Annotated in this window: 7 protein-coding genes; all 7 read right to left on the reverse strand. The window is 67.9% G+C overall.

Going from position 1 to position 12774, the window contains the following annotated elements; translation table 11 throughout:
• Positions 1–9: 9 nt before the first annotated feature.
• The 7 genes from clpB to acs all read right to left on the reverse strand — a co-directional run bounded on the left by clpB (position 10) and on the right by acs (position 12570).
• Positions 10–2592: an ATP-dependent chaperone ClpB gene (gene clpB, locus TMZ1T_RS12625; RefSeq protein WP_004318367.1), complete on the reverse strand. Its 2583-nt coding sequence runs from the start codon at positions 2590–2592 to the stop codon at positions 10–12.
• Positions 2593–2662: 70 nt separating this feature from the next.
• Positions 2663–4708: a sodium:solute symporter family protein gene (locus TMZ1T_RS12630; protein WP_012585591.1), complete on the reverse strand. Its 2046-nt coding sequence runs from the start codon at positions 4706–4708 to the stop codon at positions 2663–2665.
• A 37-nt stretch (positions 4709–4745) separates the two neighbouring features.
• On the reverse strand, positions 4746–7055 hold the full coding sequence (locus TMZ1T_RS12635) for an exonuclease domain-containing protein (protein WP_012585592.1): 2310 nt from the start codon (positions 7053–7055) through the stop codon (positions 4746–4748).
• A gap of 3 nt (positions 7056–7058) precedes the next feature.
• The gene (locus TMZ1T_RS12640; RefSeq protein ID WP_004298607.1) at positions 7059–7427 is read right to left on the reverse strand and encodes a response regulator transcription factor; all 369 of its coding nucleotides are present in this window, start codon (positions 7425–7427) and stop codon (positions 7059–7061) included.
• Positions 7428–7457: 30 nt separating this feature from the next.
• A complete protein-coding gene (locus TMZ1T_RS12645) occupies positions 7458–10199 on the reverse strand; it encodes a sensor histidine kinase (RefSeq protein ID WP_004298609.1) in 2742 nt (913 codons plus the stop codon).
• Between the two features lie 13 nt (positions 10200–10212).
• Complete coding sequence (locus TMZ1T_RS12650) at positions 10213–10410, reverse strand: hypothetical protein (RefSeq protein WP_004298611.1); 198 nt, start codon at positions 10408–10410, stop codon at positions 10213–10215.
• Between the two features lie 195 nt (positions 10411–10605).
• A complete protein-coding gene (gene acs, locus TMZ1T_RS12655; RefSeq protein ID WP_004298613.1) occupies positions 10606–12570 on the reverse strand; it encodes an acetate--CoA ligase in 1965 nt (654 codons plus the stop codon).
• Positions 12571–12774: the final 204 nt, after the last annotated feature.

Consider the following 12774-nt stretch of genomic DNA (forward strand, 5'->3'; position numbering starts at 1 on the left):
CGCCGCGCCTCAGTCGGCGCGCCGGAACACCAGTTGCCCGCCCTCGGCATCCACCCGGATGCAGTCCTTGGCGGCGAAGCGACCTTCGAGGATCGCCTTCGCGAGCGGGTTCTCGATGCGCTCCTGGATCGCCCGCTTCAAGGGCCGTGCGCCAAACACCGGGTCGAAGCCGGCAGTCGCGAGCTCGGCGAGCGCCGCATCGCTGATCTCCATGCCCATTTCCAGCCGCGCCAGGCGCTTCTCGAGGTACTGCAACTGAATCTTCGCGATGCCGGCGATGTGCTTTTCATCCAGCGCGTGGAACACCACCACCTCGTCGATGCGGTTGATGAACTCCGGACGGAAGTAGGTCTTCACTTCCGCCATCACCGCGAGCTTGATCACCCCGTAGTCGTCTCCCGCCATGGCCTGGATCATCTGGCTGCCGAGGTTGGAGGTCATCACGATCACGGTGTTCTTGAAGTCCACCGTGCGGCCCTGGCCGTCCGTCATGCGACCGTCGTCGAGCACCTGCAGCAGCACGTTGAACACGTCCGGATGCGCCTTCTCGACCTCGTCGAAGAGGATCACGCTATAGGGCTTGCGCCGCACCTGCTCGGTCAGGTAGCCGCCTTCCTCGTAGCCGACGTAGCCCGGGGGCGCACCGATCAGGCGCGCCACCGAGTGCTTCTCCATGAACTCGCTCATGTCGATGCGGATCAGGTGTTCCTCGGAATCGAACAGGAAGTTCGCCAGCGTCTTGCACAGCTCGGTCTTGCCCACCCCGGTGGGGCCGAGGAAGAGGAAGGAGCCGTAGGGACGGTTCTCGTCCGACAGGCCCGCGCGCGAGCGCCGGATGGCGTCGGCCACCAGGCGCACCGCCTCGTCCTGGCCGACCACGCGCTCGTGCAGCTTGTCCTCCATCTTCAGGAGCTTCTCGCGCTCGCCCTGCATCATCTTGCTCACCGGGATGCCGGTGGCGCGCGATACGACCTCGGCGATCTCCTCGGCGCCCACCTCGGTGCGCAGCAGCTTGTTGGGCGCGGCATTCTGGCCCGCCTGCTCGGCCATCCTGAGCTGGCCCTCGAGCTGCGGCAGCTTGCCGTACTGCAGCTCGGCGACCTTGTCGAGCTGGCCCTTCCGTTGGTACTCGGCCATCTGCGCGCGCAGCGCGTCGATCTCCTCCTTGATGTGGGCCGAGCCGGCGACCTTGGCCTTCTCCGCCTTCCACACCTCTTCCAGGTCGTTGTACTCGCGCTGCAGCTTGGCGAGCTCGTCCTCGATCAGTTGCAGGCGCTTGAGCGAAGCCTCGTCCTTCTCCTTCTTCACCGCCTCGCGCTCGATCTTGAGCTGGATCATGCGACGGTCGAGCTTGTCCATGACCTCGGGCTTGGAGTCGATCTCCATCTTGATGCGCGCCGCGGCCTCGTCGATCAGGTCGATCGCCTTGTCGGGCAGGAAGCGGTCGGTGATATAGCGGTGCGACAGTTCGGCCGCGGCGACGATGGCCGGGTCGGTGATGTCGACGCCGTGGTGGATCTCGTACTTCTCCTGCAGGCCGCGCAGGATGGCGATGGTCGCCTCGACCGAAGGCTCCTCGACGAGCACCTTCTGGAAGCGGCGCTCGAGCGCCGCGTCCTTCTCGATGTACTTGCGGTATTCGTCGAGCGTGGTGGCGCCGATGCAGTGCAACTCGCCGCGTGCGAGCGCGGGCTTGAGCATGTTGCCGGCATCGATCGCGCCCTCGGCCTTGCCGGCGCCCACCATGGTGTGGAGCTCGTCGATGAACACGATGATGCGCCCCTCTTCCTGGGCGATCTCCTTGAGCACCGCCTTCAGGCGCTCCTCGAACTCGCCGCGGTATTTGGCGCCGGCGAGCAGCGCCGCCATGTCGAGCGAGAGCACGCGCTTGCCCTTGAGCGTCTCGGGCACCTCGTCATTGACGATGCGCTGCGCCAGGCCCTCGACGATCGCGGTCTTGCCCACGCCCGGCTCGCCGATCAGCACCGGGTTGTTCTTGGTGCGGCGCTGCAGGATCTGGATGGCGCGGCGGATCTCGTCGTCACGACCGATCACCGGGTCGAGCTTGCCGCTTCGTGCGCGCTCGGTGAGGTCGAGACAGTACTTCGACAGCGATTCGCGCTGGCCTTCGGCGTCCTGGCTGCCCACGTTGGCGCCGCCGCGCACCGCCTCGATCGCGGCCTCGAGCGCCTTGCGCGCCAGGCCGTTCTCCTTGAGCAGGCGGCCGGCCTCGCCCTTGTCGTCCGCGAGCGCGAGCAGGAACATCTCGCTGGCGATGAACTGGTCGCCGCGTTTCTGCGCTTCACGGTCGGTGACGTTGAGCAGGTTGTTGAGGTCGCGCCCGATGCTGACCTCGCCGCCGTGCCCTTCCACCTTGGGCAGGCGGCCGACGGCCTTGGCGACCGCATTCTTGAGCGGCGGGACATTGACCCCGGCGCGCTGCAGCAGCGACACACTGCCGCCGTCGTCCTGCTCGAGCAGGGCCTGCAGCACGTGCAGCGGCTCGATGAACTGCTGGTCGTTGCCCACGGCGATGCTCTGCGCATCGGCGAGGGCCTGCTGGAACTTGGTGGTGAGCTTGTCGAAACGCATGGAGGTCATCCTCGGGATTCGTTGAACTGAACCCTATGTGGGGCGCATCCGGCGCGCTTCAAGTGCGCGCTCAAAGATGCGGCCGGCTTTGTCCCGGGATGTCGGGGTAACGTACGTAGTCGACCAGGTCCTGGATCTCCTGCGGCGGTGGCTTGGTCAGCAGGCTGACCGCGACGATGGTCGCAAAGCCGAGCGGCACGCCGAACACGCCGGCCGAGATCGGGTTGATTTCGAACCAGGCGTTCGCCATCGCGCCGCCGAAGAAGGGATGGGTACGCACCACGTAGAACACCGTGACCGCCAGCCCGGCCAGCATGCCGGCGACCGCCCCCGGGCGGTTGGCGCGCTTCCAGAAGATGCCCAGCACGAGCGCCGGGAAGAAGGCCGAGCCACCGATCGAGAAGGCCAGGCCGACCATGAAGAGGATGTTGTCCGGCCGCATCGAGGCCACCCAGGCCGCCACCACCGCCACCACCAGCAGCTGCGACTTGGAGATCACCAGGCGCCGGTGCGCGCTCGCCTTGGGGTTGATGACCTTGTAGTAGAGATCGTGCGACAGCGCGTTCGAGATCGTCAGCAAAAGGCCGTCGGCGGTCGACAGCGCGGCGGCCAGCCCCCCGGCCGCGACCAGGCCCGATACCACGTAGGGCAGGCCGGCGATCTCCGGGGTGGCGAGCACGATCACGTCGGTGTTCAGGCGCAGCTCGGCGAGTTGCAGGATGCCGTCGCCGTTGAGGTCCTCGATGCGCACCAGCCCCACCCTGCCCCACGACGCGACCCAGTCGGGCAGGATCGCGATGTTCGAGCCGACCAGATTGTTATAGACCTCCCACTTGGCGAACACCGCGTAGGCCGGCGCGGTGACGTAGAGCAGGAAGATGAAGAACAGCGACCACAGCACCGAGCGCCGCGCCTCCATGACGCCGGGCGTGGTGTAGTAGCGCATCAGGATGTGCGGCAGCGCCGCGGTGCCGACCATCAGCACGAACATCAGGGCGAGGAAGTTGTTGCGCGCGGTGGCGGACTCGCTCGCGGTGGCGCCCGGATGCGCCTCGGCGTGACGCGGCGGCGGGCGGGCGCGCTCGAGCGCCTCGGCGCGCGCGCGCTGCCAGGCCTCGCGGGCCTCGGCCGGCGTGCGCGGCAGGTCGCGCAACGCGCGCTCGGTCAGTGCGATGTCGCGCGCCGGCGCGCTGTCCAGGCGCATGCGGTTGAGCTCGTCGATCATGCGCCGGCGCTCGTCCTCGAGCGAGGCGGGCAGCGCGGCGATCTTGTCGGCGTAGTCGCGCGCGCGCGCGCTGTAGAGATCGCGCACCGCGCGCTCGGTGGGAGCCTCGAGGAGCTCGTCCTCGCGCGCGCTGATCTGCTGCAGCACGGTGCCGTAAACCGCCTGCGGGATCGGAATCCCGGTGAGCTTGTAGGACAGGATCACGACCGGAACCAGGTAGGCGATGATCAGGATCACGTACTGCGCCACCTGGGTCCAGGTCACGGCGCGCATGCCGCCGAGGAAGGAGCACACCAGGATGCCGGCCAGGCCGATGAAGAGCCCGATCTCGAACTCGACGCTGACGAAGCGGCTGGTCACCAGGCCCACGCCGTAGATCTGCGCGACCAGATAGACGAAGCTCGCCAGCACCGCCGCCGCCAGTCCGACCAGGCGCGCGACGTTGCCCTGGTAGCGCGCGCCGAGGAAGTCGGGGATGGTGTATTGGCCGAACTTGCGCAGGTAGGGCGCGAGCAGCAAGGCCACCAGCACGAAGCCGCCGGTCCAGCCGGTCACGAAGGCCAGGCCCTCGAAGCCGCTGAAGTACAAGGTACCGGCCAGACCGATGAAGGACGCGGCGCTCATCCAGTCGGCCGCGGTCGCCATGCCGTTGAACAGCGCCGGCACGCGGCGTCCGGCGACGTAGTACTCGGTGACGTCGGAGGTGCGCGAGAGCACGCCGATGGTGGCGTAGATCGCAATCGTCACGAACAGGAAGACGTGGCCGATGAGCTGCTGCGACAGGCCCAGGCTCTCGCCGATCGCGAGCAGCACGACGAAAAGCGCGAAGCCGAGGGTGTAGATGCCGTAGTAGCGGCGCAGCTGGCGCGCGAAGCCGGGGTTGCGCCTCAAGGGGAATGCTCTCCGCGCGGCCTGCGGCGGCCGGTCATCAGTACTTGACCCGCGCGTAGTAGGTCTTCTCGGCGGCCTCGCGCGCGTCGCGCAGGGTGCGGATGCCCTTCTCGGCGAGCAGCGGGATCAGCTTGAGAAAGACCTCGGCGGTCACGATCGCGTCGCCGAGCGCGGTGTGACGGCCGACGATGGTCAGGCCCAGGCGCTCGGCGATCGCCTCCAGGCGGTGCGACTCCTGGTTGGGATGCACCACTGCCGACAGCAGCAGGGTGTCGATCACCGGATGGTCGAAGCGCAGGCCGGTCTGCTCTTCCTTGAGCTGCAGGAACCGCATGTCGAAGGCGGCGTTGTGCGCGATCAGCACGGTGTCGGCGGCGAAGGCGTGGAAGGCGGGCAGCACCTTGTCGATGGTGGGCTGGCCGCGCAGCATCTCCGAGGTGATGCCATGGATCTTGGCCGACTCGGGGGCGAGCGGACGCTCCGGGTCCACCAGCTGCTCGAAGGATTCCGCGCGCAGCAGCTTGCCGTTGAGGATGCGGGTGGCGCCGACCTGGATGATCTCGTCACCCTGCGAGGGGTTGAGCCCGGTGGTCTCGGTGTCGAACACCGTGTAGCTGAGCTCGGAGAGCAGGCGGTCGTCGAGTTCGTGCGACTTCTCCGACCACGCGAAGAGATCGAAGTCGTAGTACTCGGGACGGCTCTCGCCGCGCAGGTAGGTCTCGGCCTCGGCCTGCTCCTGCGGCGTCGCCGCCGGCAGCAGGATGCGGAAGAAGGCACGGTGGCGCACCTTCTCGCGCTCGAGCCACATCTCGCCGTCGTGGCGGTCGACCACGTCGCGCACGGTGAGCGGGCTGCTCTCGTCCTCGATCTTCATCGGTTCGAGCTCCCAGCTCATCACCGTCTCGGTGCTCATCGCCTGCCCCGACCAGATCAGGTCGAGGTGCACGAGGCGCCCGGCCGCGCTCAGGCGGAAGCGCACCTCGCGCACCTCGAATTCGTCCGACAGCCGGCTGGCGAGGTAGGTGATGGCCTGGATCAGCGAGAAGCTGTCGACCTTCACCCACAGGGATTCATCGACCTCCTCGAGCTTGGTGGGCAGGCCGATGCGGGCCTCGATGCGGCGCTGCGCCGCGGCGATCAGGTCGGCGCCGAGCATCTCCTCGAGCGGCCAGCGCGCCTTCAGCGAGTCGGCGAACTCGTTCGCCGTGTGGTCGAGGCGCTGGCTCATGGCCTGCACCTCGTCGCGCACCACCTTGCGGAAACGCGTGCGCATCTCGTCGGTGAGGTCCTCGAACTCGAGCATGTCGGCCGCCGCGCGCACGTTGGCGAGCGAGGCGCGGTTGCCCTCGGTGAGGTTGTGCAGCATCTGGTCGCGGCGCGACTCGGTCTCGAAGTTCCGCGTGATGTTGTCGAGCATCAGGATGAAACCGGTGAGCGTGCGCTCGGACGTAACCGCTGCCGCGGCGACCTCGGGCGCTGCGGGGGACGCGCCGCCCCCTGCATTGCCAGCGCCGTCGCCCTCCGCTGCCGCATTCTGCTGCACACCGGTCACGCTCCCTGCGGCGACGGCTGTCGACTCCGCCGCCACAAGCGCCGGCGCGGCCAGCGACAGCACCGGCGCCATCTGCACGCGCAGCAGCTGGCCGGCACGGGTGGTGGTGACGAAGTTGGCCTGTGCCTGGGCGGCACCGCGGCGCAGGCGCTGCTGGATGGTGTCGAGCGCGTGCGCGATCAGGTTGCGCTCGAAGACGCCATAGATGGAGCGCCCCAGCCCGATCAGCTCGCCGCCGCCGGCCACGCCGGGCGCGTCCGAGAGCGCGCGGAACTGGGCGCGCGCACGGTTGTTGTAGAGCAGCACGCGGCCGTCGAGGTTGCACACCACCACGCTTTGGGTGAGCTCGGACATCAGCGCGGCGAGGCGGTCCTTCTCGAGCTCGACCGAAGCCTTGGCGCGCCCGATCTGCGCCTCCACGTCCTGCAGCAGCACGTCGCGCTGGCTCGCGAGCTCGTTGGTGGCGACCGCGAGCTGCTGCACCTCGGGCGGCCCCTCGGGGTGCACGCGGAAACCGCGGTTGGCCCCCAACATCAGGCGCAGGTTCTCCGACATGCGCAGCAGGCCCTGGACGTACTGGCGGAAGAGCACGCGCACCACGCCCACCCCGGCAGCGAAGCCCATCGCGGTGAGCAGGGTACCGAGCGTGAGGTGCGGCGACAGCACCTTCAGAAGCAGGTCGCGCGCCTCGCCCTCGGTCTCCACCCAGACGATCAGCGCCGTGAGCAGGAAGGGCCCGGTCATCAGCAGGAACAGCACGACGACCGCGAGAATGAATCGCGCACGTGCCTGCATGATTCAGTGCTCCAGAAGGCTGCGCACCTTGTCCACCAGCTCGCGGGTGGAGAAGGGCTTGGTCATGTAGGCGTCGGCGCCGAGCGCGAGGCCCTTGGCGACCTCGGTGTCGCGGCCCTTGGCGGTCAGCATCAGGATGCGGATTCCCGCCATCTCGGGGTCGGAACGGATCTCCTGGCAGACCTCGAAGCCGCTCTTCTTCGGCATCATCACGTCGAGCAGCACCAGGTCGGGTCGCGAGGCGCGGATCCTGCGCACCGCCTCCTCGCCGTCGTTGGCCACCTCGACCTGGTAGCCCTCGCGCTTCATGAGGAATTCCAGCGAAATGACGATGTTCTGTTCGTCGTCGGCAATCAGTACTTTCTTGTCCATCAGCGTCTCCTCCCCGCCCGATATTCTATGTCATCCCTCGCCCGCCGCCGACTTCAGCGGCAGCTCGAAGGAGAATGTCGCGCCCTCGCCCGGCACCGACTCCAGCCACAGCCGACCGCCGAAGTGCTCGACGATCTGGCGGCTGATCGGCAGCCCCAGGCCGGTACCCTGCGGTCGCGAGCGTTCGTCGCCGCCCTGGCGGAACTTCTCGAACACCACCGGCTGCTGCGCCGGCTCGATCCCCGGCCCGTTGTCCTTCACCGCGACGCGCAGGCGTTCGCCATCGCAGCTCAACGTCACATCCACGCGACCGCTGCCCGTGGGCACGAACTTCGCCGCGTTCGACAGCAGGTTCAGCATCACCTGCAGCAGTCGGTCGTGGTCGGCACGCAGGGTCGGCACCGACTCCGGCAGGTGCAGGTGCAGTTCGGCGCCGCGGTCGCGGAAGAGCTGCAGGGTGGCGTCGCCCGAGTGGCGCACCAGTTCGCACAGGTCGATGTCGGTGTTGTGCCACTCGGCATGGCCGGACTCGATCTTGGCCATGTCGAGCACCTGGTTCACCAGGCGCGACAGGCGCACCGCCTCGGACACGATGATGCCGAGGAAGCGCTGGCGGTCCTCGACGTCGATGTCGGGGTCGTCGAGCATCATCTCGGAGAGCGCTCGGATCGAGGTCAAGGGCGTGCGCAGCTCGTGCGTCACCGAGGACATGAAGTCGTCCTTGAGGCGGTCGAGCTCCTTCAAGCGCTCGTTGGCGGCGCGCAGCTCGGCGGTCGCGGCCTCGAGCGCACGCGACTTCTCCTCGAGCTTGTGCGAGTAGGCGCGCACCTGCGAGGCCTCGTCGAGGATGTCCATGACCTCGCCGAGCCCGAGCGGCTCCGCCTGCACCACGGTCGACACCATCACCCGCGCGGAGGCGCTGCCGATCGCGCCGGCGAGCAGGGTCTCGGCGAAGTGCACCAGCTCGGGGTCGGCCTTGAGCTCGGAGACCTGCTGCAGGCCGTGCGAGCGCGCGTAGGCGCCGAAGGCCTCCTCGGTGCGGCGCTGCCCGAGGAAGCGCGCCACCAGCGGCACCAGCTCGCCGGCCTCGGCGCCGGTGCGCCAGAAGCTCGCCGGCGCCGCCGCGCCGCTCCGGAACACGTCCACAAAGAGCGCGCCCTGGGTCGCCTCCGGCCCGGTCGGCACGCGCAGCATCGATACCGCGACGTAGCAGCCGATGTTGGCGAGCAGGCTCCAGAACAGCGCGTGGCTGATGTTGTCCAGGCCGGTGAGGCCGAAGAGCTGCTCGGGCTTGAGCCATTCCAGGCCGAGCACGCCGTGCTCGAGGAAGCCCGGATCGAGCCAGCCCGACTTGGCGAACGAGGGCAGCAGCAGCGTATAGACCCACACCGCGAAGCCGGCGAGCAGACCGGCGAGCGCGCCCTCGCGGGTGCCGCCGCGCCAGTACATGCCGCCGATCACCACCGGGGCGAACTGCGCCACCGCGGCGAAGCTGATGAGGCCGATGCTGACCAGCGCGTAGGCCTCGCCGGCGAGGCGGAAGTAGAGGTAGCCGAGCAGCAGCAGCACCACGATCGCACCGCGGCGGATGCCCAGCAGCAGACCGGTGAGGTCGCGCTCGCGCGCGAGGTCGAGCCGCCGGCTGCGCAGCAGCATCGGCATCACCAGGTCGTTGCACACCATGGTGGAGAGCGCGATCGCCTCCACGATCACCATGCCGGTCGCCGCCGACAGGCCGCCGATGAAGACGAGCAGCGCGAGCGCGCTCTGCCCGTGCGCGAGCGGCAGGGTCAGCACGAAGGTGTCCGGATCCACGGTGCCGCGGCCGAAATGCAGCAGCCCGCCGATCGCGATCGGGATCACGAAGATGTTGATCGCCAGCAGGTAGGCGGGAAAGACCCAGGTCGCGCGGCGCAGGTGCTGCTCGTTGACGTTCTCGACCACCGCGATCTGGAACTGCCGCGGCAGGAAGATGATGGACAGCATGGCCAGCAGCACGTGAGCGAACCAGCCGCCGTAGCCGAGCCGGCCGGCACCGTCGAAGGCGAGCAGGCGGTGCAGCTCGGGCACGGCGGCGGCGCGCGCGTAGAGGTCGCCAAAGCCGTCGTAGAGCCAGTAGGTGACGTAGATGCCGACCGCCAGGAAGGCGAAAAGTTTGACCACCGACTCGAAGGCGATCGCCGCGACCATGCCCTCGTGGCGCTCGGTGGTGTCGAGGTGGCGGGTGCCGAACAGCACCGTGAAGGCGGCGAGCGCGAGCGCGATGTAGAGCGTGCCGTCCTGCCACCAGCCCGCCTGGCTCTCGATGCGGAACAGCGGGTCGTGCTCGCCCACCAGCAGCGCGTAGCCGCTGGAGATCGCCTTCAGCTGCAACGCGATGTAGGGCACGATGCCGACCACCGCGATCAGCGTGACCAGCCCGCCGAGCAGGTGGCTCTTGCCGTAGCGCGAGGCGACGAAGTCGGCGATCGAGGTGACCCGGTAGCTGCGCGCGATGCGGATCATCTTGAGCACGACCAGCCAGGCCAGGGTCAGGCCCAGCGTGGGCCCGAGATAGGTGGGCAGGAACCACGGCCCGCCCGAGGCGGCGCGGCCGACGCTGCCGAAATAGGTCCACGCGGTGCAATACACCGCGAGCGAAAGACTGAAAACCCAGGGATTGTCGATGACCGAGCGCCCGGCATCCGCGCGCCGGTCGCCGAAGTAGGCCACCGCGAACAGCAGCAGCAGATAGGCGAACGAAGCGCCGACGATCAGCCAGCCCGGGAGCATCCCGACCTCCGCATCAGCGCGCCCCGCGCTCGACGATCCACGCCACGACCAGGATCAGCGCGACCCACACCGAGAACAGATAGACGTGGAGCAGCGGCAACCCGAGAACGGTCTGCGGCCGGTCGAACAGGGACAGTATGGGATAGTTGAGCAACACCAGGCCGGCGATGAACACGGCCACCAGCCGCTGCCCGGCCAGACCCTTGCGCATCCTGTCGCTCCCATGAAACGAGCCACGGCAAACGAAAAGGCGCAGCGCCGCCCTGCTCTTCGTGGCAGGGTCGGCGCGACGCACGATCAGGGGCACGCCTTGCGCGTACCCGGTCTCCCCCCGGCACCGGCTCGCTGGCCGGCTTCCTCCTGTCGTTCAGGAAGGCCGGACGCGGGGCGCCCGGCCGGCACTGCATCAGCCCTTGAGCTGCTCGAGGATATGCGGGTTCTCGAGCGTCGAGGTGTCCTGGGTGACATCCTCGCCCTTGGCGAGCTGGCGCAGCAGGCGGCGCATGATCTTGCCGGAGCGGGTCTTGGGCAGGTTCTCGCCGAAACGGATGTCCTTCGGCTTGGCGATCGGCCCGATCTCGTGACCCACCCAGTTCTGCAGTTCCTTGATCATCTTCGCGGCATCCTCGCCGGTCGGACGCGCGCCCTTGAGCACCACGAAGGCCACGATCGCCTCGCCGGTCAGGTCGTCCGGACGACCGACCACGGCGGCCTCGGCCACCTTCTCGTGCGCGACCAGGGCCGACTCGATTTCCATCGTGCCCATGCGGTGGCCGGAGACGTTCAGCACGTCGTCGATACGACCGGTGATGGTGAAGTAACCGGTCTCGGCGTCACGGATGGCGCCGTCGCCCGCGAGGTAGAGCTTGCCCTTGAAGTCCTCGGGGTAGTAGGTCTTCTTGAAGCGGTCGGGATCGCCCCAGACGTTGCGGATCATCGACGGCCACGGCTTGGTGACGACGAGGATGCCACCCTGACCCCAGGGCACCTCGGTACCGGTCTCGTCCACCACCGCAGCCATGATGCCCGGGAAGGGCAGCGTGCACGAGCCCGGAACCATCGGCGTGGCGCCCGGCATCGGCGTGATCATGTGCGCACCGGTCTCGGTCTGCCAGAAGGTATCGACGATCGGGCAGCGGCCGCCGCCGACGTTCTCGTAGTACCACTCCCAGGCCGCCGGGTTGATCGGCTCGCCGACCGAACCCAGGATGCGCAGCGAGGACAGGTCGTACTGCTTCGGATGCACTGCCGGGTTGTTGTCGGCGGCCTTGATCAGCGAACGGATCGCGGTCGGCGCGGTATAGAAGATGCTGACCTTGTGGTCCTGGATCATCTTCCAGAAGCGGCCGGCGTCCGGGTAGGTCGGCACGCCCTCGAACACGATCTCGGTCGCGCCGCAGGCGAGCGGGCCGTAGGTGATGTAGGTGTGACCCGTGACCCAACCGATGTCGGCGGTGCACCAATAGACGTCGTTCGGCTTGATGTCGAAGGTGTACTTCATCGACAGCACGGCCTGCAGCAGGTAGCCGCCCGAAGAGTGCTGCACGCCTTTCGGCTTGCCGGTGGAACCCGAGGTGTAGAGCACGAACAGCGGATGCTCGGCCTCGACCCACTCCGGCTCGCAGACCTCGGACTGGGTGGCCACCACGTCGTGGAACCAGCTGTCACGGCCGGCGACCATGGCGATGTCGGCACCGGTGCGCTTGACGACGATGACGTTCTTGACGGTATCGCAGCCGCCGAGCGACAGCGCCTCGTCGGCGATCGGCTTGAGCGGCAGCGCCTTACCGCCGCGGAACTGGCCGTCGGAGGTGATCACGGCCACGGCAGCGGCGTCCTCGATGCGATCGCGCAGCGCCTGGGCGGAGAAGCCGCCGAACACGATCGAGTGGGTGGCGCCGATGCGGGCGCAGGCCTGCATCGCGACCACGCCTTCGATCGACATCGGCAGGTAGATGATGACGCGATCGCCCTTCTTGACGCCCATGCCGCGCAGGGCGTTGGCGAACTTGCTGACGCGGGAGAGCAGGTCCTTGTAGGTGATGCGGGTGACTTCGCCGCCGTCTGCTTCGAAGATCAGCGCGACCTTGTCGCCGAGGCCGTTGGCCACGTTGCGGTCGAGGCAGTTGTAGGAGACGTTGAGCTTGCCGTCTGCGAACCACTTGAAGAAGGGCGCATTCGACTGGTCGAGGACCTGGGTGAAGGGCACTTTCCAGTCCAGCAGCTCCTTGGCGCGACGCCCCCAGTAACCCTCGTAGTCGTCCTCGGCTTCCTTGCACAGCGCGCGATAACCGTCCATGCCGGACACCGCTGCGTTCTTGACCATCTCTTCCGAGGGATTGTAAATGCGGACTTGTTGCTCGTTGGACATGCTCACCTCTCCTCAACTGTTCAAATGGTTGAAGCTACCCGTTGCGGGTGGGCTGGTTGAACCCAGCCTATGATCCGCCCGAACGCCGACGCCCCGTGAGGGCCCTCCCCGTCCGGACACTCGGATGCCGTTCGAAACGCCGGCATTAGAGAACAGCTATCTTACACAGGACTTACACCGCCCGGCCAGCGACGGCCGGCGGGG

This window comes from Thauera aminoaromatica (genome assembly GCF_000021765.1).
Lineage (GTDB): Bacteria > Pseudomonadota > Gammaproteobacteria > Burkholderiales > Rhodocyclaceae > Thauera > Thauera aminoaromatica.